We start from the raw sequence: 23,483 nt of genomic DNA, 5'->3' as shown, positions 1-23,483 counted from the left end.
GGGATCGGCGACCCGTTCGCACCGCGCATCCTGGGGCCGGCCCGCGTCAGACCGCGGCACTCCACCGGGCCGCGGGATCTCGTCGCTCCGTTCTAGCCGATGGTCTCCGAGAGTTCGAGCCAGCGCTCCTCGAGGCTCGCGACCTCGTCTTCGAGGGCCGTGATCTTGGCCATCTCGAGGTTGAGCAGCTGGTAGTCGGTCTGGTCCAGGGCAGCGAGGCCGTCGCGCGACTTCGCGATGTCGGCCTGCAGGCGCTCCATCTTGCGCTCCACGGCAGAGAGCTCCTTCTCGGCGGCGCGCAGCTGGGCGCCGCCGAGCGCGGGGCCCGACCGAGTCGCCGACGCCGACGGGGACGATGCGGCGGCCTCGGTCGCTCCGGCGCGCGCGGGGGCATCGGCCGCGGCCCGCTCCTCGGCCGCCCGCAGCTCGAGATACTGATCGACCCCGCCGGGCAGGTGCCGCAGGCGGCGACCCAGGATCGCGTACTGCTGGTCGGTGACGCGTTCGAGGAAGTACCGGTCGTGCGACACCACGATGAGGGTGCCGGGCCACGAGTCGAGCAGATCCTCCATCGCGGCGAGCATGTCGGTGTCGAGGTCGTTCGTCGGCTCGTCGAGGATGAGCACGTTGGGCTGATCGAGCAGGATGAGCAGCAGCTGCAGGCGCCGCTTCTGCCCTCCCGACAGGTCCTTCACCGGAGTCGAGAGCTGGGCGCTCGTGAACCCCATGCGCTCGAGCAGCTGGCCCGGGGTGAGCTCCTGGGCCTTCGACCCGCTGCCGACCGTGAAGCTCGTGCGCAGCCGGCCGATGACGACGCGCACCGGCTCGTTCAGGTGCTCCTCGAGCTCGTCGAGGCGCTGGGTGAGCGTGGCGATCTTCACGGTCTTGCCGTGCTTCACGCGGCCTGCGGTCGGCTGCACGTCGCCCGAGACGAGGCCGAGCAGCGTCGATTTGCCGGCGCCGTTGACGCCGAGGATGCCGGTGCGCTCGCCCGGCGCGAGGCGCCACTCGACGTCTTCGAGCACGACGCGTTCGGCGCCGGTCGCGGCATCGGTGTACGCCACGCCGGCGTCGACGAGGTTGACGACCTCCTTGCCGAGGCGGGCGACCGCCATCGACTGCAGCGAGACGGCGTCTCGGATCTCGGGCACATCGGCGATGAGCGCGTTCGCGGCGTCGATGCGGAACTTGGGCTTCGCGGTGCGCGCGGGGGCGCCGCGGCGCAGCCAGGCCAGCTCCTTGCGCGCGAGGTTCTGGCGCTTCTGCTCGATGACGGCGGCCTGGCGGTCGCGCTCGACCCGCTGCAGTATGTAGGCCGCGTATCCGCCCTCGAAGGGCTCGACGATGCGGTCGTGCACCTCCCAGGTGGCGGTGCAGACCTCGTCGAGGAACCAGCGGTCGTGGGTCACGACGAGCAACGCGCCCTGCCCCGCGGGCCAGCGGCGCTTCAGGTGCGCGGCGAGCCAGGCGATGCCCTCGACGTCGAGGTGGTTGGTCGGCTCGTCGAGGAAGAGCATCTCGGAGTCGCCGACGAGTAGCCGGGCCAGGGCGACGCGGCGGCGCTGCCCGCCCGAGAGCGCGTCGACCGGTGCGTCCCATGGCAGATCCGAGACGAGCCCCTCGAGCACGTCGCGGGTGCGCGCGTCGCCCGCCCACTCGTACTCGGGCCGGTCGCCGACGATCGCGTGCCCGACGGTCTCGCCCGCGTCGAACACGTCGGCCTGGTCGAGCACGCCGATCGTCGTGCCCGAGCGCTTGGTCACGCGCCCGCCGTCGGGCTCGCGGCGGCCCGCGAGCATCATGAGCAGCGACGACTTGCCGTCGCCGTTGCGGCCGACGATGCCGATGCGGTCGCCCTCGGCGACGCCGAGCGTCACGGAATCGAAGACGACTTTGGTCGGAACCTCGAGATACAGGCCCTCGGCCCCCAGAAGATGTGCCATAACCTCTCCAGTCTATGCCGGGCTCGGGCGAGGCTTCACCGAGCGCTGCGGCTGCCGCATCGCGGAAGTTCGGGTCATGGGCTCCCTATGCGCCCCCGAACTGTGCCAGAGTGTCGACTATGGCATCCGCGTCCCTCCCCCTGCGCATCGTGCTCGCCGTCATCGCGGTCGCGACCGGCGCCGCGCTCATCCTCGCACCGCTCGCGCCGCACGAGACTGCGGTGATCGCGGGGGTCGGCTTCGCGATCGTCGGCGTCGCGCTGCTGCTGCGCGCGCACCGAGACCGCGAGATCACGCGGGCTGCGCTGTTCACAGCGCGCATCGTGGGCGCGGTCATGATCGCGGCCGGCGCGGTCGTCGCGGTCGTGCCCGCCCTCGGCGCGACCTGGGTGGCGTTCCTCATCGCGGCGTCCGTCGTCGTGCACGGACTGCTCTCGGCCCTGCGCGCGCTGCGCGGCGATTCGCCGTACCGCGCCGCCGAGATCATCACGGCCGCCGCCGGCATCGTCTTCGGCCTACTGGCGTTCACCTGGCCGGTGCTGACGCTCACGATGTTCCGCTTCGCCGTGGGCGCCTGGTTCGTGTTCGTCGGTCTGCGTCTGCTCTTCGAACTACTCGTTCGACAGGGATCATCCCGTACCCGTGCCGGCTCGAACGCCGATGGGCGGGCTGTTCCCTCGGCACCCCGCCGCTGGGCCCGCGGGATCGGCGCCGGGGTCGCGCTCGCCACCGCCCTGCTGCTCGCCGCGGGCAGCGCGGTGCTGCTCGGAGGCGCCCGCCTCCCCGAACCCGACGCGTTCTACACCGCGCCGGCGGAGGTGCCCGAGGAGCCGGGCATGCTCATCCGCTCCGAGCCGCTCACGACTGGGGTGCCGTCGGGGGCGCAGGCCTGGCGCATCCTCTACACGACGACGCACCCCGACGGATCGCCCGCGGTGTCGAGCGGCACCGTCATCGCTCCCGCCTCCCCCGGCGCAGCGCCGCTGCCGCTGCTCACCGTCGCGCACGGCACCACCGGCGTCGTGCCGAAGTGCGCGCCGTCGCTGAGCGCCGCGCCGTTCGCCGACGGCGCGGGCACCGCCCTCGCCGAGATGGTCACGGAGCACGGCTGGGTCGCGGTCACCTCCGATTACATCGGTCTCGGCACCTCGGGCCCCCATCCGTACCTCGTCGGCGACGCCGAGGCGCGCAATGTGCTCGACGCCTCGCGCGCCGTGCAGCAGTTCGATCGAATCAGCACGACGACCGAGACGGTGGTGTGGGGCCATTCCCAGGGCGGCCAGGGCGCGCTCTGGACGGGCCAGATCGCCGCCGACTACGCGCCCGAGCTCACGATCAAGGGGGTCGCGGCGTTCGCCCCGGCAGCCGACCTGTACGGGCTCGCCGAAGCCGATAAGGACGACGCTGCGGGCAAGACGGTGTCGGCGTACATCGCGTCGACCTGGAACAAGCTCTACCCCGAGCTCGAGCTCGAGCAGCACCTGACGCCGGGCTCGGCCGGCGGCGTCGACCGCATCCAGGGCCTCTGCTTCAACGGGCGCGACGTGCTCGGTGCCGTCGTCTCGGGCACGCAGATCCCGAACCAGGTGTTCCCCGATCGCCTGCTCGACGGCCCGTTCGGCGACGAGCTCAAGGCGCAGGAGCCGGTCGGGCCGTGGCCCGCTCCCGTGCTGGTAGCGCAGGGGCTCGCCGATCCTCTCGTCAAGCCCGAGATGCAGCTCGACTGGGTGCAGGCGCGCTGCACGGCGGGCGAGCAGATCGACTACCGCACCTACCCGGGGCTCAGCCACAATACGCTCGTAGCGGCCGATTCGCCGCTGACGCCCGAGATCGTGCAGTGGACGCTCGACCGCTGGGGCGGCGAGCCCGCGACGCCCGACTGCTCCGATCTGCCGAACTCGGTCGCCGACTGAGCGGCCCGCCGCCTATCGACCCGCGCTCAGACGCTGCAGCAGCCGCCGCCGCAGCAACCGCCCGCCGCATCGCTCTCGCCGAGCAGGTTGAGGATCTCGCGGGTCTCGGCGTCGGCGAACGACGCCGCGCCCTCCGAGAAGAACGGCGTCTCGGCCTCGTGGTGTTCGGACTGCATCGCCGCCGATGCCATCGGCGCCTCGGTGCGGGGCGCGTTCGTGGTGTCGCTCATGGGGTGTCCTTTCGAATGGAGCGGTCGGGGCCGGTGCGTTCAGGAGGCCCGGGCCGGGTCGGGGACGTCGCCGCGCGCGATGCCGAGCACCTGCTCGAGCACTCCGGCGAAGGCTTCGGCCGGCTGCGCGCCCGAAACGCCGTACTTCTGATCGAGTAGGAAGAATGGTACACCCGTGATGCCGAGGCCGCGGGCGCGGGCGATGTCCCGCTGCACGGCCTCGCCGAAGGCCTCGTCGTCGAGGGCGCTGCGCACCTCGTCGGCGTCGAGACCCGCCTCCGCACCGAGGCGGGCGAGCGCATCGGCGCTCGACATGTCCTCGCCCTCGGCGAAATAGGCGCGGAAGAGCCGCTCGAGCACGGCCGCCTGCACGCCCTCGCGCTTGGCGAGGTGCAGCATGCGGTGGGCGCGCTGCGTGTTCGCGTGCTTCACCCGCGCGAAGTCGAACACGATGCCCTCGGCCGCGGCCATCTGCGTCATCTCGCCGAGCATCTGCTCGACCCGGTCGGCGGGCATGCCCTTGTGCCGCACCAGGAAGTCGATCTCGCTGCCGCTGAAATCGAGGGGCGTGTCGGGGGCGAGCTCGTAGCTGTGGCTCTCGACCTCGATCTCGACGTCGGGGTGCTGCTCTCGGAAGGCGGCGACGCCGGCCTCGAAGCGGTGCTTGCCGATGTAGCACCAGGGGCAGGCGATGTCGGACCAGATATCGACGCGGATCTTGTCATTCACACTCGGTGCAGCGCACGGGGGCGCGCCGCTATTCCCGTGCGCTGGGATCCGGATGCACATCGGTTCCCCGAAGTCGCGCTCGAGCGCCGCTTCGAAAGCCTCCGCGAAGCGCTCGGCGTTCGCGGGTGCAACGCCGCGGCCCGAGCCGGCATTCCGCCGCGCGCGTCAGGCCGCGCGGTTCCAGGCTTCGACGAACGCGCGATACCCCGGATGGTCGGCGTAGGCGTCATCAGCCGCCGGCCGCAGCTGCGACGCCGCGGTGACGCAGAGCGTGCTGGCGGAGTACGAGAAGATGCAGACCCAGTCCTCGTCGTCCGCCGCGGCCTCGAGCGCCGGCGCGAAGCGACCGAAGTCGCTTCCGGCGACGTCGTCGGCCGCGGTCATCTCCACCCGGCCGGCGACGATGGAGACGGCGTCGACGCCGTTCGCCCGCTTGAGCTCGACGGCGGATCCCACACGATCGCCCAAGGAGCCGGGGGCGGCGAACACCTCGAGACTGCCCGCGGTGCGGCCGGCCTGCCCCTCCGGGCCGAGCACCTGCACGGCGATGGTGGAGAAGACCTGTGCCTCGGGCATCGCGTCGAGCTTCTCCGCGACGGGGAGCGCGTCGTCGAGCGAGCGCACCGCGACGCGCAGCGTGCTGGCGACCGCTTCGGTGCGTGCGATGCGTGCGGCAGTCCCGTCATCGAGCCTCGCGAGCAGGTCCCTGGCCCGTTCGCCGTCGGTGCCGGGGTCGATGCGCAGCGCATCGCTGCTCACCGTGACTTCCATGCCGACACCCCCGGCCAGGCGTTCGGCGACGGCCTGGGCGTCGGCGACCGCGCTCTCGTCGCGCACGCGCAGTTCCAGGGTGTCCGGGGTCGCCGAGAGCCAGAGCAGCTCTGCTTCGCGGCCGACGGCAGCGCTGACGGCCTCCGCCGCGCGTACCCAGGCCCCGTACTCCCCCTTCAACCGCACGTCTTCGGTCTTCGAGACGATCTCGAAATCGACGCCGCGATCGGCCGTGGGGCCGGAGGCGCTCGCATCCGTCTCCGCTCCCGTCTCCGCGGAGGCGAGTTCTGCGGCGAGACCGGGGAGTTCGGCGGCGAGCGCGAAGACGTCGCGCCCCGTCTCGACGGTGAACCAGAGCCACGCCAGATCGGCCTCGACGATGCGATCGTCGGTCTTCATGCGACCGACGACGCCGAGCATGCGCTCGTTGGCCGCGGCATCGGACGAGACCGGGAAGTCGATGCCGTCCGACTCGATGCCGAGCCACGAGACGACCGAGTGGGAGGCCTGGTAGGCGCCCATGCGATCGACGAGATCGCGCAGCTCGGCTTCGTCGAGCCCCGCGACCGTCACGACGGTGCCGCTGAAGTATCCCGACCAGGGCAGCGTATTGTGCTCGCCGAGATCCATCGTTGCGATGGCCGGGTCGGAGGCGAACTCGGCGCGGAACGCGTCGGCCCCGGCGCTGCCGGCGTTGACCGTGGCGCAGCCGCTCAGCGCGAGCGCCGCCGCGAGCACGGAACCGCAGAGCATCGAGCGCATGCGCCGGGAGATCATGCCTCGATGATCCTCGCACCGGGCACCGGGCCGGTCGCGGTGAGCGCCCGCACCCCCCGGCGCGTGAACACGCTGCGGAGCTCGGCGGCGGACTGCGCGTCGTCGACGAGGAACGCCACGGTCGGGCCCGACCCCGAGACGATGCCCGCGAGCGCGCCGAGCGATTCCCCGAGTTCGAGGAGTTCGAGCAGACCGGGGGCGAGTTTGAGCGCCGCGGCCTGGAGATCGTTGTGCATGGAATCCGCGAGCGATTCGGCGTCGCCGATGCGCACTGCCTGCAGCACCGCCGTATCCACCTTCACGGTCTCGGGCTGCGGGCCGAGCGCGCCGCGGTTCGCATCGCGGTGCTGGTCGAGGGCGCTGTAGACGACGGGTGTGCTGAGCCCCGCGTCCGAGAGCGCCAGCACCCAGTGGAAAGCGCCCTTCGCGAGCGCCGGGCTGAGTTCATCGCCCCGGCCGGTACCCACCGCGGTACCGCCCTCGAAGGCGAACGGCACATCGGCCCCCAGTTCGGCCGCGAGCGGCAGCAGGCCCGCGCGGCCGAGCCCGGTGCCCCAGAGCTCATCGCAGGCGAGCAGAGTGGCGGCCGCGTCGGCCGAGCCGCCGCCCATGCCGCCGGCGATCGGCACCCGCTTGAGCACGGTCAGCGATACGCCGCCCGGATAGCCCGTGCGTTCGGCGAGCAGCAGCGCGGCGCGCATCGCGAGATTGGTCTCGTCGGTCGGCAGCCCGGTCGAATCGATGGGGCCCACGAAGCGCAACGAGAAATCGTCGGCCGGCTCGGCGGTCACCTCTTCGCAGAGCGAGACGGCCTGGTAGAGCGACGCGACATCGTGGTACCCGTCGCGCTGCAGCGCGCCGACGCGGAAGAACACGTTGATCTTCCCAGGTGCGCGAACGGTGACCGATCGTCGCTGCTTCGTCCCCATGGGTCCACGCTAGCGCAACGGCACTCGCGAAGATGACATGCGCGTTCAGGCGCGCGCGGCCGCGGCTCTCGCGATCGCGAGGAAGTCGAGCACGCCGAGCTGTTCGGCGCGCAGCGTGGGGTCGATGCCCGCCGCTTCGAGCGTCGCCACCACGGCGCCGATGGGCCCGAGCACCGCCTGCAGCGACTGCCGCAGCATCTTGCGGCGCTGGGCGAACGCCGCGCCCACGAGCTCGAACACGACCACGCGCTCCGCTTCCGTGCCGAGCGGCTGCGGCGCGCGCTCGTAGCCCACGAGCACCGAGTCGACCCCCGGCACGGGCCAGAAGATGCGCCGGCTCACGCTGCCCGCGATGCGCCAGTCGCCGTACCAGGCGGCCTTCGCGCTCGGGGCGCCGTACTCCTTCGACCCGGGCCGTGCCGCGATGCGGTGGCCGACCTCGGCCTGCACCATGACGAGGCCGCGATCGAGGTCGGGGATGAGCTCGAGCAGGTGCATGAGGATCGGCACTGACACGTTGTAGGGCAGGTTCGCGACGAGTGCGGTCGGCGGCACCGGCAGCCCGGCGAGATCGGTGCTCGAGACGTCGAGCGCGTCGCTGCGGATCACCCGGAATCGCGCTTCGGCCCCGGGCTGCATCGCCCGCACGGTGGCCGGCAGTTCGGCGGCGAGGCGGTGGTCGATCTCGACCGCGGTGACATCCGCGCCCGTTTCGAGGATGCCGAGGGTCAGCGATCCGAGCCCGGGGCCGATCTCGATCACGCCGGAGCCCGCTTCGACCCCCGCGAGACGCACGATCTTGCGCACGGTGTTCGGATCGATCACGAAGTTCTGGCCGAGCTTCTTCGTCGGCGAGACGTCGAGGCGCTCGGCGAGCTCCCGCACCTCCGAGGGGCCGAGCAGGCCCGACCCGTCGCCGTCGCTCATGCCGCCGACTCCTCGAGGCCTTCGTCCCACGAGCCGTAGACCTTCTCGGTGTTCTTCGCGAGCTGCGCGCAGAGCTCGTCGACGTCGGTATCGAGGGTCTCCGCCATGCGGCGCACCGTGTGGGGCAGCAGATAGGGCGCATTGGGCCGGCCGCGGAACGGCTCGGGCGTCAGGAACGGGGCATCGGTCTCGACGAGCACGAGCTCGGGCTTCGCGACCGAGAGCGCCTCGCGCAGGGCCGGGGCGTTCTTGAACGTCATGGTGCCCGCGAACGACATGTACCAGCCGTGATCGTTGCAGATGCGCGCGAGCTCGGCATCGCCCGAGAAGCAGTGGAACACGGTGCGCGCGGGCGAACCGATGCGCTTCAGCGTCGCGACGACCTCGTCATGGGCGTCCCGGTCGTGGATCTGCATGGCGATGCCGTTCGCCTTCGCGATGTCGATGTGCGCCTCGAACGATTCGATCTGCGCCTCGCGGCCGTCTTCGCCCGTGCGGAAGAAGTCGAGCCCGGTCTCGCCGACGGCGCGCACGCGCGGCTGCGCTGCGAGCCTCGCGATCTCCGAGAGCTGCGCCGAGAGCAGCCCCTGGTCGAAGAGCTTCGGCGCCTCGTTCGGATGCAGCGCGACCGCGGCGAGCACGCGCGGGTCGGCCGCAGCGAGCGCCGCGCTCCAGCGGCTGGTCTCGAGGTCGGTGCCCACCTGCACGACGCCGCGCACGCCGACGGCGGCCGCTCGATCGAGCGATTCGACGGGGTCCAGCACGTCGAGTCCGTCCTCGAACTCGAGATGGGTGTGGTTGTCGTAGAGCGGCACGGCGAGCGGTTCGGGGTTCGCCGGCCGCGTCAGGTCGCGCGCGCCGCTCCTCTCGGAGCCGGTCTGCCGCTTGCGCAGCCCGCCCGCGGGCGGGGCCGGGGCGGCTCCGCCCTGCCCGGTCGTCGCCATGCTCACTTGCCCTCGGTCGCCGTGTCGATGCGCGGGAAGAGCACGTCGAGCGCCTGCTGCGACGTGCCGGCTGCGAGGCGGCCCCAGGTACCGGAATCGCGCAGCGGCCGGTCGGCGAGCGCGCCGAGCGTCGCCTCCGCACCGAGCGCGGTCCAGAGCTTCGCGGTCGCGACGGGCAGCACCGGCGAGAGCAGCTCGGCGAGCACGCGCAGGCCCTCGGTCGCGGTGTAGAGCACGGTGCCGAGCCGGGCGGCGTTCGCCTCGTCCTTCGCGAGCGCCCACGGCTGCTGCTCCTGCACGTAGCCGTTGAGCGCGTCGACGAGCTCCCAGATCGCGGCGATCGCCTCGTGGATGGCGAACTCCTCGATCTTCGCGTCGGCGCGACCGGCGACGCTCGCGGCGAGCTCGCGGATCGCCGCATCGGACGGCTGCTCGGGGCCGGCCTCGGGCACGCTGCCGCCGAAGTACTTCGCGTTCATCGCGAGCACGCGGCTGGCGAGGTTGCCGAAGCCGTTGGCGAGCTCGGCCTGGTAGCGGGCCGACAGATCCTCCCAGCTGAAGGAGCCGTCATGCCCGAAGGCGATCGCGCGCATAAAGTAGTAGCGGAAGGCGTCCGAGCCGAAGGTGTCGGTGATCTCGTTGGGGGCGATGCCCGTGAGCTTCGACTTCGACATCTTCTCGCCGCCGACGAGCAGCCAGCCGTGCGCGAAGACGTGCTTCGGCACTTCGAGCCCCGCGGCCATGAGCATGGCGGGCCAGATCACGGCGTGGAAGCGCAGGATGTCCTTGCCGACGATGTGGTTCGCGGGCCAGCGGCGCGCGAACTCCTCGGCGTCCGAGCCGTACCCGGTCGCGGTGACGTAGTTCAGCAGGGCGTCGAACCAGACGTAGGTGACGTGCGATGCGTCCCACGGGATCGGAATGCCCCAGTCGAACGAGGTGCGCGAGATCGAGAGATCCTCGAGCCCCTGCTGCACGAAGGCGATGACCTCGTTGCGCGCGCTCGCTGGCTGCACGAAGTCGGGGCGCTCCTCGTAGAGCGCGAGCAGGCGCTCCTGGAACGCGCTCATCTTGAAGAAGTAGTTCTTCTCCTGCAGCAGCTCGAGCGGCTTGGAGTGGATCGCGCAGACCTTCTCGCCCGCGAACGCGCCCTCGCCGTCGACGATCTCGTTCTTCGGCTTGAACTCCTCGCAGCCGACGCAGTAGAGCGCCTCGAATTCGCCCGCGTACACGTGGCCGTCGTCGTGCAGCTTCTGCAGGAACTTCGCGACGCCCTCCTCGTGCCGGGCGTCCGTGGTGCGGATGAAGTCGTCGTTCGAGATGTCGATCGTGTCGAGCAGCGGCTTCCAGGCGCTCTCCACGAGACGGTCGGCCCACTCCTTCGGCGCCACGCCGTTCGCGGTCGCGGTCCGCAGGATCTTCTGCCCGTGCTCATCGGTGCCGGTGAGGAACCAGGTGTCGTCGCCCGCCTGGCGGTGCCATCGGGCGAGCACGTCCGCGGCCACCTCCGTGTACGCATGCCCGATGTGGGGCGCGTCGTTCACGTAGAAGATGGGGGTCGTGAGGAAGAACGAATCCGAAGCCATGGATTCCATTCTATTGCGAACCGCCGGGCGGCCGGGACCGCATTACGCGGCGGTGATCTCGGCTTCGATGCGCACCGGGAAGTTCACGGAGTTCGCGATGAAGCAGTGCTGGTGCGCGGCATCGTGGGCCGAGAGGGCCGCATCGATCATCGAGGGATCGGCCACGGTCACCCGGGGGCGCAGCACGACCTCGGTGAAGCGGCCCCCGAGCCCCTCCTGCATGATCGTGCCGGCCGCATCGTCGGTATACGCGGTCACGACGACGCCCGCCCGCACCGCCATGTGCAGGTACGAGAGCATGTGGCACTGCGCGAGCGCGCCGATGAGCAGCTCCTCCGGGTTCCAGCGATCCCTGTCGCCGTGGAACACCCGGGCCGCCGACGCCTCGATCGTCTGCCGCAGCGCCCCCGAGAGCTCGAGCTCGCGGCCGTAGTCGCGGAACCCGCTCGTGCCGGTGCCGCGGTTGCCCCGCCACTCGACGGTGGCCTCGAAGACGTGCTCATCGCGCATGCCCTTCAGCGTAGTCCTCCGTGCTCCGCGCGTCAGCCGGACGCTCGTTGCGCGCCAGCCGGACGCTCGTTGCGCGTCGGCCGGACGCTCGGAGCCTGTCCGTCGCCGTCGGCGCGCAGGGCGCCGCTCTGCAGAAGCGCCCTGCCGGGAGTAAGATCGAGCGTATGAGCGAAGCGACCGTTACCGAATCCACTATCCCCCAGGAGCGTCTCGTCGTCACCGAGATCCCCGGGCCGCGCTCACGAGAGATCCACGCCAGGCGCCAGGCCGTCATCCCCCCGGGAGTGCACAGCGTCATGCCGGTCTACATCGAGAGCGCGCACGACTCGATCCTCGTCGACGTCGATGGCAACCGCATCATCGACGTCTGCGGCGGCATCGGCGTCACCACGATCGGCCACACCGACGACGCGGTCGTCGCGGCGGCCCGCGAGCAGCTGGGCAAGGTCACCCACACGCTGTTCACCATGACCCCCTACGAGCCCTACGTGCAGGTCGCCGAGCACCTCGCGAAGCACGTGCCCGGCTCGACCCCCGAGAACCCGTACAAGACGCTGCTGATGAACTCGGGCGCCGAGGCCGTCGAGAACGGCGTCAAGATCGCCCGCAAGCACACCGGCCGCCCGGGCGTCGCGGTGCTCGAGCACGCCTACCACGGCCGCACCATGCTCACCAGCAGCATGAACCACAAGGCCGCGCCGTACGCGCTCGGCTACGGCCCGCGCGCCGGCAACATCTACAAGGCGCCGAACTCGTACCCGCTGCACGACGGCCTGACCGGCGAGGAAGCGGCGAAGCGCACCATCGCCCACCTCGAGAAAGTCGCGGGCGCAGAAGACCTCGCCTGCCTCGTGGTCGAGCCCATCCAGGGCGAGGGCGGGTTCATCGTCCCGGCCGACGGCTACCTGCCGGCGCTCGCCGCCTGGTGCCGCGAGAACGGCATCGTCTTCATCGCCGACGAGGTGCAGGCCGGCATGGCGCGCACCGGCACCGTCTTCTCGATCGAGCAGTTCGGCGTCGAGCCCGACATCGTGCTCTCGGCGAAGGGCATCGCGGGCGGCCTCCCCCTCTCGGGCATCACCGGCCGCGCCGAGATCATGGACAAGTCGCAGCCCGGCGGTCTCGGCGGCACCTTCGGCGGCAACCCCGTCGCCTGCGCCGCGGCGGTCGCCGTGTTCGAGCAGATCGAAGAGCTGAACCTGCTCGCCGAGGCCAAGCGCATCGAGATGACCTTCGGGTCGGCGCTGCGCCGTCTGCAGGAGAAGCACGCGTGCATCGCCGAGGTGCGCGGCAAGGGCGCCATGCTGGCGGCCGAGTTCGTGAAGCCCGGCACCCTCGAGCCCGACACCGAGATGGTCGCGCACATCATCGATTACGCGGGCAAGCGCGGCGTGCTGCTGCTCTCGAGCGGCGTCTACAACCAGGCCATCCGCTTCCTGCCGTCGCTCAAGATGACCGACGCGCTGATCGAGGATGTCGTGAGCGTCATCGACGAGGCCATCAACGCCGCCTGATCCCTCTCGCGAATGAGCCCGCGGCCGAGTCTTCGGTCGCGGGCTCACTCATGCCTGCTGCGCTGTCCCCGCGTGCGTACGCACCGCTGCACTGCTGCTCTGGCGCGGCGTGCGGGAAAAAGTGCGGAATTCGGGGCGGATTCCGCACAAGTTCGTGCATTCGGCGCCGCTGCGCTTCGGCGGTCGCCAAGGATCGGCCAGCTGCGGGCGTGGATCGCCGACGATCAGGGCGGAGGCGCCGGCGCTCAGGCGTCGTCGAGGGTGATGCCAGCTGACTCGAGGCTGCCGGTGTCGATGACGTCGCCGACCGCGTGCACGTCGATCACGACGACCGTGACGTTGTCGCGGCCCATGTTCTCGACGGCCTCGCGCACGAGCGTGCGCGCTGCGGCCTCGGCCGTCGGCTCGGAGGCGAGGAAGTGCTGGATGCCGACCTCGGTGAGCTCCTTGGTGAGCCCGTCTGAGCACAGCAGCAGGCGCTGGCCCGGGATCAGGGCGAGCGACGTGTAGTCGGGAATCGGCGGCTCGTTGAAGCCGACCGCGCGGGTGATGACGTTCGCGTGCGGGTGCACCTCGGCCTCTTCGGGCGTGATCGAGCCCGTGTCGATGAGGTGCTGCACGACCGAGTGGTCGACCGTGATCTGGCTCAGCGCGCCCTTGAAGTACTGGTAAACGCGCGAGTCGCCGATGTTGAAGACCCGCCACGTGGGCTCCTCATCGGTGCCGATGCAGACGCCCGTGACCGTCGTGCCCGCACCGAGCTCGGTCTCGCCCACATCGAGCTCGATGTCGTCGACGGCGTCGCCGAGCATCTCGTCGATATCGGCCTGAGCGACGCTCTCGCGCCCGCCGAGCTCGGCGAGGCGGCGCACGACGGCGGCCGAGGCGACCTCGCCGGCGGAGTGACCGCCCATGCCGTCGGCGACCGCGAAGATCGGCGGCAGCACCACGTAGCTGTCCTGGTTGTTGTCGCGCCGGGTGCCGACATCGGTGAGCCCGAACCAGGAGAGTTCGATTTCGAGGTCGCTGTCGGGGCGATACCGCAGTCGCTTACGTGCTGCGTTCGCGCCGCGTACTGTCACAGTCTCCACCCCATATACACCAGAACATCCTACCCTGCCAGAGTACCGGGCAATTGCGTAATCCCGGTGACGGCGGCCGTTCAGCCGCCGTGCACGTGGGGCTTGCGGGCGACGACCACGGTGATGCCCTGTTCGCGCATGCGCGTGATGTGGCGCGTCTCGGTCGCGGCGTCGACGATGACGATGTCGAAGTCGGCGAGCGGAGCGACCGCGTGCAGCGCCCTGCGGTCGAACTTCGTGTGGTCGACGAGCAGGATGCGCTGCGCCGAGGCGGCGAACATCGCCTGTTTCACGTCGATCGTCTCGAGGTTCTGATGAAAGGCGATGTCGTCGCACACCGCGGCCGTCGAGAGGAAGCAGACATCGGCCCGCATGCGCGAGATCGCGGAGGTCGTCACACGGCCCATGAACGAGCTGCACCAGTTGTAGTACTGCCCCCCGACGCCGTGCAGCGTGATGCCGCTGGTCTCGCGCAGCTGCTCCATCGAGGTCAGCGTGTTCGTGATGACCGTGAGCGGCCGCTTCGTGCGCAGGTGCGGCAGCATGCGCACGACGGTGGTCGAATCGTCGATCATGATGGCCTGGCCGGGTTCGACGAACTCCATCGCGGCGTGCGCGATGGCCTCCTTCTCGGCGTTCTGGCGGCTCGAACGGAAGACGTCGCTCGACTCGACGAGGGAGGTCGACATCGCGGCGGCCACACCGCGGTTCTTGCGCAGCAGGCCGCGGCGTTCGAGCTCGTCGAGGTCGCGGTGGATCGTCATCGTGCTGACCTCGAAGCGCTCGGCGAGCTGCTCGATGCGCACCGCGCCCTCGGCGACCACCATCTCGGTAATCGCCTGCTGACGCTGACCCTGGCGGTTGTTGCGCTGCCCGCCCGCTTCCTCATTGCTCACGTTCGTCTCCCGTCGCCGCCGCTCAGTTCTGCGAACCGGCGATCTCATCCACGATATCGGCGAGGGCCGCGGCATCGTGCGCGAATCGGCCGAGGAAGAGCCCGTCGACGTCGCCCGCGAGCGCGCCGATCGTGCCGCGCTGCGCGCTTCCGCCGTAGATGACCGAGGCCGGCACGTGCGCGAAGTCGGTATCGAGCCAGGCGCGCAGGCGCGTACCGACGGAACGCACGTACTCGGCCGACGCCGGTTCGGCCCGGCCGATCGCCCATTCCGGTTCGTACGCGACGACGACCTCGCTGCGCTCATCGATGCTCGTGACATGCGCGAGCGCATCGGAGAGCTGGGCGATGCAGACCTCCGCCGCCTCGTCGGGCGACGTCGACTCGGGTTCGCCGACGCACATGACCGGGATCAGACCGTTGCGGAAGGCCGCGTCGAGCTTGCGCCCGATCGTCTCCGCATCCTCTCCGAAGATGCGCTTGCGCTCGGCGTGGCCGACCTCGACGTACCGGCAGCCGAGATCCGCGAGGTCGCTGCCGCTCACCGCTCCGGTGAACGCCCCGCGATCCTCCCAGTGCAGATCCTGCGCCCCCCACGAGACCGGGGTGCCCGCGAGCTCCTGCTGCACGGCGGTCATCGCGGGAAGGGAGGGCAGCGCGAAGAGGCGCACCCGCCCCTCGCGCACGGCCTCGGAGGCCCGCGAGAGCGCGGCGACGTCACGGGCCCAGGCCCGCGTACGCGCGATATCGAGGTAGAGCTTCAAGCTCACGCCGAGCAGGGCCGGGGGCCGTGCGGCCCCCGCGCCGGCGAGCAGAGCGGATTCAGGCACAGGACCCCGTCTGCTCGTACCCTTCGATCTCGGCGACCTTCGCGGCCGATGCGGAGGTCTCGTCGAACTCGTAGCCGAGCCACTCGCGTGCGAGACGGCGGGCGAGCTCGAGGCCGATCACGCGCTGGCCGAAGGTCAGCACCTGCGCGTTGTTGCTCAGCACGCTGCGCTCGACGCTGAAGCTGTCGTGCGCGGTGACCGCGCGGATGCCGGTGACCTTGTTCGCAGCGATCGCGACGCCGAGGCCGGTGCCGCACACGAGCAGCGCGCGGTCGGCTTCGCCGTCGCGCACCTTCTCGGCCGCCGCGACTGCGACGCGGGGGTAGGGCGTGTGCCCGTCGGAATCGACTCCGACATCGGTGACCGATGCCACGCGCGGATCGTTCTCCAGATCCTTCTTGAGCGCTTCCTTGTACTGGTAGCCGGCGTCATCAGCGCCGATCACGATGCGCCACTGGGCGGTCATGATTCCTCCTTCGTGTGTGAATTGTCGAGCGTCTCTGCGATCGCGCGCATGGCGTGCACGAATGAGACCGCGCCCGGGTCGGGCGTGCCGAGGCTCTTCTCCATGTGCGGCCGCGCACGTCCCATGCGCGGCAGCAGGTCTGCGGTGGCGTCGGCGGCGGATCGCGATGCCTCGACGGCGTCTCGCCAGCTCCGGCGCAGCGACGTCCCGTTCGATACCGCGCTCTCGAGCGCCTCGGCGAAGGGCACGAGGGCATCGACGAGCGTCTTGTCGCCGACCTCGGCCTTGCCGTAGCGCTGCACTTCGTCGCGCGCGGCCGACACGGCCCGCGCCACGGTGACGGCGTCGGCCGCCGACCCGCCGATGACCCGGCCCGCGGCACGCAGCCCCGCGCCCCAGAGCGCACCGGACGTGCCGCCGGCCTTGTCGGCCCATTCGTCGCCGGCGTACTCGAGCACGGTGCCCGCATCGGCGCCGGCGGCTGAGGCCTCGGCCGCCGCCGCGTCGGCCGCGTGCGATCCGCGCTGCATGCCGATACCGTGGTCGCCGTCGCCGGCGATGGCGTCGAGGCGCCCGAGCTCGTCGACCTCGCGGTCGATGACCTCGCGCACGGCGCGGATCGCCGCTGCGGCGACCTCCCCTGCACGCTCGGCTTCCGGAGTCGCGGCGGCGGCGAAGCCCGCTCCCGCCGAGACGGCGGCCGGCGCGACCGCGGCATCCTCGCCGGCCTGCTCGACGGCGCCCTTGCGGTAGGCGGCGCTGTAGGCGGGGGCGCGCCAGGCCTGCTCGAGCTCGTCATCGAGCCACATCAGCGTCAGTGACAGCCCCGCCATCTCGAAGCTGGTGGCGTACTCGCCGACCTCGGGTTCGACGGCGACGATGCCGTGCGACTCGAGCTGCTGCGCGACCGCCCGCCAGACGACGAAGAGCTCTTCGGACTTGATCGAGCCGAGGCCGTTGACGATGGCCGCCACACGGGCACCCCGCGCCTCGCCGACGCCGTCGGGCAGCTCGCCGAGCAACGAGTCGACGAAGAAGGCGCCGAGCTCATCGGCGGTCGGGATGTCGCGCATCTCGATGCCGGGCTCGCCGTGGATGCCCATGCCCACGGCCATCTTGCCGGCGGGAACGGTGAACAGGGGTTCGGTCGCGCCGGGCAGCGTGCAGCCCGAGAACGCGACGCCGATCGACCGGGTGCGCGAATTCGCGCGCTCGGCGAGGTCGGCGACTCCGTCGAGGTCGCGGCCGTGCTCCGCCGCCCATGCGGCGACCTTGAACACGGGCAGATCGCCGGCGATGCCGCGACGCTGGTGCTGCTCGCCCTGCGGGGCGGAGAAGATGTCGTCCGTCACACGCACCGTGCGCGTCGGAATGCCGCTCTCGCGCAGCCGCTCCTGCGCGAGGTCGAAGTTCAGCGCATCGCCGGCGTAGTTGCCGTAGCTCAGCAGCACACCGGCGGGGGTCGCGACGGCCTGCGCCGCCGAGAAGACCTGACGGCTGCTCGGCGATGCGAAGATATTGCCCATCGCGGCCGCATGGGCGAGGCCCGGCCCGATGAGTCCCGCGAATGCGGGGTAATGACCCGAACCGCCGCCGATGACGACGGCGACCTGGCCGTCGGGGGTGGCGCTGCGGCGGGCCGCTCCGCCCGGCACCAGGCGCACGAGCGAGGGGTGGGCCGCGGCGAAGCCTTCGGCCGACTCTTCGGCGAATGCCGCGGGGTCGTTCATCAAGTAGCTCATGATCCCTCTCCTGGGGTCGTTCGGTGGTGCCGGTCGGGCCGACGCCCGGGACGGGCAGCGCTGCGGCTGCCTCGGCCCCGGGCGTCGATCCCTGTCGAGAATCGACCGGATTATTCGGTGTAGACGAAAGGCTCGGTCATCTTGTCGACGTTGTCCTTCGTGATGAGGATGCAGTCGATGGCGATCTTCTCGGTCTCCGGCTCGGTGCCGTTCTTGATGTAGTCGTCGGCCATCTCGACGGCCTGCTTCGAGAACGTGGCGACCGGCTGCAGCACGGTGTACGCGAGCTCGCCGTTCTTGATCGCATCGACCGCGTCGGGAGCGCCGTCGAAGCCGCCGACGATCATGCCGTCGAGACGACCGGCCTCCTTCAGTGCGGCGATCGCACCGAGCGCCATCTCGTCGTTGCCCGCCATCACGCCGGTGATATCGGGGTTCGCCTGCAGCAGTGCCTGCATCTTGTCGTGGCCCTTGGTGCGATCCCAATCGGCGACCTCTTCGCCGACCTTGACGAGCTCGGGGTACTGGCTGATGACGGTGGTGAAGCCGTTCGAACGGGTCTGCGCGTTGTTGTCCGAGGGCGCGCCGAAGAGCTCGACGTAGTTGCCGGCCTCGCCCATGGCCTTGACCCACTCCTGCGCGCCGAGAGCGGCGCCCTGCGCGTTGTTCGAGACGAGCTGCGCCTTCGCGAGGCCGCTCTCGTTGATCTCGGCGTTCACGAGGAAGACGGGGATGCCGGCGGCATCGGCCTTCTTCACCGCGGCGACCGAGCCGTCGGCGTTCGCGGGGTCGAGGATGATGGCCTTGGACTTGTTCGAGATCGCGGTGTCGATCAGCGTGTTCTCGGTATTGGCGTCGCCCTTGTGGGCGCCGACGGTCGCCTCGTAGCCGAGCTCCTTGGCGGTGGCCGCGGCGATGTCGCCCTCGGTCTTCCAGTACGGGTTCGCCGGGTCGTTCACGATGATCGTGATGAGGCCGCCGGCTTCGCCGCCGTCGCCGCCCGAGCTATCGGCGCCGCCCGAGGAGCAGGCCCCGAGCCCGAAAACGAGAGCGCCCGCAGCAGCGAGGGCTGCAATAGCCTTCTTCTTCATGTGGTGTTTCCTTTCTGAGGGTGTCGGCGGCGGGTGGACCGCCGACGGGGAAGTCTGGAGCCGGCCCGCTGAGGCCGGGCTTCTGACTGGTAGTGGGGGTCAGGGGGCGGCGGGCGCCGCTGCGGGGGCCGAGGCCTTCGCCGGCTTGCGCCGACGACCGTAGTCGAGCGAGTTCAGCAGCACTGCGACGACGATGACTGCGCCGATGAAGACCATCTGCCAGTACGCCGAGACGCCGACGATGACGAGGCCGTCCGAGAGGAAGCCGATCACGAGGGCACCGAGCAGGGTGCCGCGGATGTTGCCGCTGCCGCCCATCAGCGAGGCGCCGCCGATGACGACCGCGGCGATGGCCGTCAGTTCGTAGGTGTTTCCGGCGGTGGGGCTCGCGCTGGTGAGGGTCGAGGCGAGGATCAGGCCGGCGACCGCGGCGCAGATGCCCGAGATGACGTAGACCCAGACTTTGACGCTGCGCACGGGCACGCCCGAGAGCTCGGCCGCGCGTTCGTTGCCGCCCGAGGCGTACAGCCAGCGGCCGAAGCGCGTACGGCCGAGCAGCCAGCCGAGCACGAGCGCGACGACGACCATGATAATGACGCCGATCGGGATGTTGAAGATGCGGTTGAAGCCGACCCAGTCGAAGCCCGTGTTGCCGAGCTCGTCCTTACCCGCGAGGTTGTTGATGGTGAGGCCGTTGGTCATGAGGAGGGCCGCCCCGCGCACCACGTAGAGCATGCCCAGCGTCGCGACGAAGGGGGCGACCTTGAATCGCGCGACGAGCACGCCGTTGATGAGGCCCACCAGCGCGCCGATGCCGCACGAGAGCGCGATCACGACGGGCACGTTCGGGTAGAGCGTGATGCCGAGGAAGTTGATCGGCACGCCCTGCAGCAGGTGGCCGGCGATGATCGCCGAGAACCCGAGCGTCGAGCCGACCGACAGGTCGATGCCGCCGTTCAGGATGACGAGCAGCATGCCCATGCCGAGCATGGCGTAGATGGCGACGTGCGACGCCATGATGAGGACGTTGTCGAGCGTCAGGTAGTTCGGCGAGAGCAGCGAGAACACGACGATGATCAGGATCAGCGCGAGGAATGCGCGGCCCTCGATCAGCAGCTTCGTGAAGGAGAAGCTCTTCTTCTGGGATTCAACGATCCCGGTGCTTGTTGTGGTCGTCATAGTGAGTCAATCCGTTCTGAGGCGTTATGCGGCCACGGCCTCGCCGGAGGCGGCCATGATCATGTCCTTGGTGGCGTCGGGAGTGAATTCCGCCGAGATCTCCCCGCGTCGCATCACGATGATGCGGTGGGCGATGCTCAGGCACTCCCCCACCTCCGAGGTGGAGTAGACGACGGCGACGCCTTGCTTCGCGCGATCGGCGAGCAGGCGGAAGACCTCGCCCTTCGCGCCCACATCGATGCCGCGGCTCGGCTCGTCGAGGAGCATCACCTTCGGCTCGGTCGCCACGATCTTACCGATGACGACCTTCTGCTGGTTGCCGCCCGAGAGCGCGCCGATCGGCAGTTCGGGCCCCGGGGTCTTCACCGTCACGGCCTTGATCAGGTCCTTCGCGCGGAGCTTGTCGATACCGCGCGAGATCATGCCGCGGGTCATGCTGTCGGCGAGACTCGCGAGCGTGAGGTTGCGACCGACGTCGAAGGTCTGCACGAGACCGTCGCGCTGGCGATCCTCGGGCACGAGGCCGATGCCGGCTTCGATGCGATCGGCGATCGACATGCCGAGCACCGACGCGCCCCCGAGCAGCACATCGCCGCCGGCGACGTGACCGCGGCCCGCGATCGATTCGAGCAGCTCGGTGCGGCCGGCGCCCATCAGACCGTAGATGCAGACAATCTCGCCCTCGCGGACATCGAGATCGAGCCGGTTCACGACCGCGCGCTCGGGGTTCTCGGGGTCGAGCACCGTGAGGCCCTGCACGCTCAGCACGCTCTCGCCGAACTCGTAGCCCGTGGGGGGCGAGCCGAGGTCGAAGTTGTCACCGACCATGTTCTTCACGATCCACTCGAGATCGATCTCGTCGCGGTCGCCGTGCGCCGTCATGTTGCCGTCGCGCAGCACCACGGCGAGGTCGGTGATCTCGAGCGCCTCTTCGAGGTGGTGGGAGATGTAGACGATCGCGACGCCGCGGGCGAGCAGATCCCTGATGATGCCGAAGAGCACCTCGACCTCGGCGGCCGCGAGAGCCGATGTCGGCTCGTCCATGATGAGGATGCGGGAGTTCACCGAGAGGGCGCGCGCGATCTCCACGATCTGCTGCTGGCCGACGCGCAGGTCGGAGACGAGCGTGTCGGGGGTGATCTTCAACTGCATCTCCTCGAGGAGAGCGCGAGTCTGCCGCTCCTCCTCGGCGAAGTCCACGCCGAGCGGGCCCGCGATCTCGCGGCCCATGAATATGTTGTCGCGCACCGACAGGTTCGGGGCGAGGCTGAGCTCCTGGTGGATGATCGAGATGCCGCGGTCGCGCGCATCGTTCGTCGAGGCGAAGTGCACCGGCTCGCCGTCGAGCACGATCTCGCCCGAGGTCGGCTGCTCGACGCCCGAGAGGATCTTCATGAGCGTCGACTTGCCGGCGCCGTTCTCGCCGAAGAGGGTGGTCACGGCGCCCTTGCGCACTTCGAAGTTCACGCCCTTCAGCGCACGGGTGCCCCCGTAGGTCTTCACGATGTCGCGGGCTTCGAGCACGACATCGGTCTGCGAGGCGCTCATTCGACATTCACCGCCACGGGGGTCACGAGCCAGGCGCTCGGGTTCAGCAGGGTGAACGCGCCGGTGATCTCGACGGTCTTGCCCGCGAGCGAGGCCACGTCGACGTCGCCGACGACCTGGGTCTTGACCTCGTCGTTCAGCGCGGCGGCGGCGTTCTGGAACTCGATCTGGTTCTTGAACTCGCCGAATTTGATGTCGCCGGTCGCGTCGCGCAGCTCGGTGCCGTTGATCGCGGGGCCGAACTGCACGCGCAGGGTGAGGTCTGCGGGCATGCCGTCGACGGCGATGTTGTAGATGCCCGAGGCGCCTTCGCCGACGACGCCGGTGAACGTCGTGCTGAAGACCGGGCCGCCGGAGCTCTGCACCGCGTACTCGTCGGCGGCAGCGGCCGGGTCTGCGGCGATCGCGTTCGCGAGCTCGACGGAGTCGACGGCGCGGTCTTCGACGCCCTCCTTCACGGTGTCGAACTTCTCGGCGCCGAAGGTGGCGGGGTCGAAGGCGGCCTGCGCCTGCGCGAGCGGGTCGTCGCTCGAGACGACCTTGGTGCCGAGCGCCAGGAAGGCGATCACGACGACCGCGACGGCGATGCCGATGAGGCGCTTCGCGTTCTTCGAGAGGCGCTTGCCCTTCGGCGCGCGCTTCGGCTCGGGTGAAGTCTGGTTCACAGGAGTACCTTCGATTCTGAGTCGTTCGGGCGGATCTGGAGCTTGCGGCCCTCGCCCTTGCGGAACATGTCGAGCGCCTGCTCGTAGTCGTCGAGCGTGAACGAGTGGCTGATCATCGCGCGGGCGTTGATCGCTCCCGCCTCGAACATCTGCACGGCGCGGCCGAAGGAGTTCAGCACGGCCATCGTGCCGACGATCGAGATCTCGTCTCGGTACACGCGGAAGGGCGAGAACTGCGCGGTCTTGTCGGCGGGCGCGACGCCGAAGTCCTGGAAGTAGCCGGCGGGCTTCACACGGGTGAGCGCGTCTTCGATCGCGCGGATGTTGCCGGTGCAGTCGATGACCACGTCCCACTTCTCGCGGTCGGCGTCGTCGGCGCTGGTGTAGCGCAGCTCGATGCCGCACTCGGCTGCGGTAGCGAGGCGGGTCTCGTTGAGGTCGACGATCGTGACGGTCGCGGCGCCGGCGCGGGTGGCGAGCTGGGCCATGAGCAGGCCCATCGTGCCGGCTCCGAAGACGAGCACGTGGTCGCCGATGCGGCGGGGCAGCACGTCCCAACCGCGGATGGCGCAGGCGAGGGGCTCGATGAGCGCGGCCTCGTAGATGTCCGTGCTCTCGCTGAGCTTGTAGACGTTCTGCGAGGGGGCGACGAAGAACTCCTGCGAGGCGCCGTCGGAGGCGACGACGCCGAGACCGTTCCAGGCCGGGCAGAGGTTCTGATGGCCGTTCAGGCAGAGCTCGCACTCGCCGCAGGTCGTCGAGGGGTTCACCGCGACCTTGTCCCCGACCTTGAAGTCGAACACGCCGCTGTTCACGTCCTCGCCGAGCGCGACGATGGTGCCCGTGGCCTCATGGCCGGGCACGAGCGGGAACACGGTGCCTTCGAATTCACCGTCGAGCACATGGGTATCCGTGCCGCAGATGCCGACGGCCGCGGTCTTGATCAGGATCTCCTTGTACCCGGGCGTCGGCGTCGGCCGCTCTTCGAGCGTCAGCTCGCCCTGAGAGGTGAATACCACTGCGCGCATTCGTAGCTCCATTGCATGTTTCCAGCCGGGCGGCGGGCGGCGGAATGCACCACCCGGCTCCAGCAGACGTTATGTTATCTTTACCGTGATCTTGTCGTTTGATTACGTGATTTTGATCATAAGAACGTAACATCTGCTTGTCAACACGACGCGGACGCGATCACTTCGCCCCGCGCCCCAGGTC

The 23,483-nt window shown here is 70.0% G+C and carries 21 protein-coding genes; 2 read left to right on the top strand and 19 right to left on the bottom strand.

Annotated elements, in window-relative coordinates; genetic code table 11:
• Window positions 1–92: 92 nt before the first annotated feature.
• Window positions 93–1,943, bottom strand: coding sequence for an ABC-F family ATP-binding cassette domain-containing protein (locus ACUYTF_RS09385; protein ID WP_449279649.1), 1,851 nt, complete (start codon window positions 1,941–1,943; stop codon window positions 93–95).
• A 119-nt stretch (window positions 1,944–2,062) separates the two neighbouring features.
• Here ACUYTF_RS09385 and ACUYTF_RS09380 point away from each other — a divergent pair, with 119 nt between their 5' ends.
• Window positions 2,063–3,856, top strand: a complete 1,794-nt coding sequence (locus tag ACUYTF_RS09380) for a lipase family protein (RefSeq protein ID WP_434142553.1) — start codon at window positions 2,063–2,065, stop codon at window positions 3,854–3,856.
• Window positions 3,857–3,882: 26 nt separating this feature from the next.
• On the opposite strand, the gene ACUYTF_RS09375 is transcribed toward ACUYTF_RS09380, so the two are convergent.
• The 8 genes from ACUYTF_RS09375 to ACUYTF_RS09340 all read right to left on the bottom strand — a co-directional run bounded on the left by ACUYTF_RS09375 (window position 3,883) and on the right by ACUYTF_RS09340 (window position 11,259).
• Window positions 3,883–4,086: a hypothetical protein gene (locus ACUYTF_RS09375; RefSeq protein WP_434142552.1), complete on the bottom strand. Its 204-nt coding sequence runs from the start codon at window positions 4,084–4,086 to the stop codon at window positions 3,883–3,885.
• Between the two features lie 39 nt (window positions 4,087–4,125).
• On the bottom strand, window positions 4,126–4,815 hold the full coding sequence (locus ACUYTF_RS09370; RefSeq protein WP_434142551.1) for a DsbA family protein: 690 nt from the start codon (window positions 4,813–4,815) through the stop codon (window positions 4,126–4,128).
• A gap of 165 nt (window positions 4,816–4,980) precedes the next feature.
• Entirely contained in the window at window positions 4,981–6,363 is a 1,383-nt protein-coding gene (locus ACUYTF_RS09365; RefSeq protein ID WP_434142549.1) for a hypothetical protein, read from the bottom strand.
• Window positions 6,360–7,292, bottom strand: coding sequence for a 4-(cytidine 5'-diphospho)-2-C-methyl-D-erythritol kinase (locus tag ACUYTF_RS09360; RefSeq protein WP_434142548.1), 933 nt, complete (start codon window positions 7,290–7,292; stop codon window positions 6,360–6,362). Before ACUYTF_RS09360 ends, ACUYTF_RS09365 begins: the two co-directional genes overlap by 4 nt.
• A gap of 45 nt (window positions 7,293–7,337) precedes the next feature.
• Window positions 7,338–8,219, bottom strand: a complete 882-nt coding sequence (rsmA, locus tag ACUYTF_RS09355; protein WP_434142546.1) for a 16S rRNA (adenine(1518)-N(6)/adenine(1519)-N(6))-dimethyltransferase RsmA — start codon at window positions 8,217–8,219, stop codon at window positions 7,338–7,340.
• Complete coding sequence (locus ACUYTF_RS09350; RefSeq protein ID WP_434142544.1) at window positions 8,216–9,163, bottom strand: TatD family hydrolase; 948 nt, start codon at window positions 9,161–9,163, stop codon at window positions 8,216–8,218. The genes rsmA and ACUYTF_RS09350 overlap by 4 nt, the downstream gene beginning before the upstream one ends.
• A gap of 2 nt (window positions 9,164–9,165) precedes the next feature.
• Window positions 9,166–10,749, bottom strand: a complete 1,584-nt coding sequence (gene metG, locus ACUYTF_RS09345; protein WP_434142543.1) for a methionine--tRNA ligase — start codon at window positions 10,747–10,749, stop codon at window positions 9,166–9,168.
• A gap of 42 nt (window positions 10,750–10,791) precedes the next feature.
• Window positions 10,792–11,259 (bottom strand): OsmC family protein, encoded by a 468-nt coding sequence (locus ACUYTF_RS09340; protein ID WP_434142541.1) that lies wholly within the window; start codon window positions 11,257–11,259, stop codon window positions 10,792–10,794.
• Between the two features lie 164 nt (window positions 11,260–11,423).
• Between ACUYTF_RS09340 and ACUYTF_RS09335 the strand changes: the two genes are divergently transcribed.
• Window positions 11,424–12,773, top strand: coding sequence for an aminotransferase class III-fold pyridoxal phosphate-dependent enzyme (locus ACUYTF_RS09335; protein ID WP_434142540.1), 1,350 nt, complete (start codon window positions 11,424–11,426; stop codon window positions 12,771–12,773).
• 245 nt (window positions 12,774–13,018) lie between these two features.
• Here ACUYTF_RS09335 and ACUYTF_RS09330 read toward each other — a convergent pair whose 3' ends face one another.
• The 10 genes from ACUYTF_RS09330 to ACUYTF_RS09285 form a co-directional block, all read right to left on the bottom strand.
• On the bottom strand, window positions 13,019–13,855 hold the full coding sequence (locus ACUYTF_RS09330; protein WP_434142539.1) for a protein phosphatase 2C domain-containing protein: 837 nt from the start codon (window positions 13,853–13,855) through the stop codon (window positions 13,019–13,021).
• An 80-nt stretch (window positions 13,856–13,935) separates the two neighbouring features.
• Window positions 13,936–14,751 carry a DeoR family transcriptional regulator gene (locus tag ACUYTF_RS09325; RefSeq protein ID WP_434142537.1) on the bottom strand — a complete coding sequence of 272 codons (816 nt, stop codon included), beginning with the start codon at window positions 14,749–14,751 and terminating at the stop codon, window positions 13,936–13,938.
• 22 nt (window positions 14,752–14,773) lie between these two features.
• Window positions 14,774–15,580: a triose-phosphate isomerase gene (locus tag ACUYTF_RS09320; protein ID WP_434142535.1), complete on the bottom strand. Its 807-nt coding sequence runs from the start codon at window positions 15,578–15,580 to the stop codon at window positions 14,774–14,776.
• Window positions 15,573–16,046 (bottom strand): ribose-5-phosphate isomerase, encoded by a 474-nt coding sequence (locus tag ACUYTF_RS09315; RefSeq protein WP_434142534.1) that lies wholly within the window; start codon window positions 16,044–16,046, stop codon window positions 15,573–15,575. Before ACUYTF_RS09315 ends, ACUYTF_RS09320 begins: the two co-directional genes overlap by 8 nt.
• The gene (locus ACUYTF_RS09310; RefSeq protein WP_434142533.1) at window positions 16,043–17,788 is read right to left on the bottom strand and encodes a dihydroxyacetone kinase family protein; all 1,746 of its coding nucleotides are present in this window, start codon (window positions 17,786–17,788) and stop codon (window positions 16,043–16,045) included. The genes ACUYTF_RS09315 and ACUYTF_RS09310 overlap by 4 nt, the downstream gene beginning before the upstream one ends.
• A 110-nt stretch (window positions 17,789–17,898) precedes the next feature.
• On the bottom strand, window positions 17,899–18,879 hold the full coding sequence (locus ACUYTF_RS09305) for a D-ribose ABC transporter substrate-binding protein (RefSeq protein ID WP_434142532.1): 981 nt from the start codon (window positions 18,877–18,879) through the stop codon (window positions 17,899–17,901).
• Between the two features lie 99 nt (window positions 18,880–18,978).
• Window positions 18,979–20,058 carry an ABC transporter permease subunit gene (locus tag ACUYTF_RS09300; RefSeq protein WP_434142531.1) on the bottom strand — a complete coding sequence of 360 codons (1,080 nt, stop codon included), beginning with the start codon at window positions 20,056–20,058 and terminating at the stop codon, window positions 18,979–18,981.
• Between the two features lie 24 nt (window positions 20,059–20,082).
• Window positions 20,083–21,606, bottom strand: coding sequence for an ATP-binding cassette domain-containing protein (locus ACUYTF_RS09295; RefSeq protein ID WP_434142530.1), 1,524 nt, complete (start codon window positions 21,604–21,606; stop codon window positions 20,083–20,085).
• Entirely contained in the window at window positions 21,603–22,271 is a 669-nt protein-coding gene (locus ACUYTF_RS09290) for a DUF2291 family protein (RefSeq protein ID WP_434142528.1), read from the bottom strand. Before ACUYTF_RS09290 ends, ACUYTF_RS09295 begins: the two co-directional genes overlap by 4 nt.
• The gene (locus ACUYTF_RS09285; protein ID WP_434142527.1) at window positions 22,268–23,299 is read right to left on the bottom strand and encodes a zinc-dependent alcohol dehydrogenase family protein; all 1,032 of its coding nucleotides are present in this window, start codon (window positions 23,297–23,299) and stop codon (window positions 22,268–22,270) included. Before ACUYTF_RS09285 ends, ACUYTF_RS09290 begins: the two co-directional genes overlap by 4 nt.
• Window positions 23,300–23,483 lie beyond the last annotated feature (184 nt).

It is taken from the genome of Leucobacter sp. GX0328, assembly GCF_053567315.1.
The sequence above is the reverse complement of the archived record's forward strand: the minus strand, read 5'-3'. Positions and strand labels throughout refer to the sequence as shown.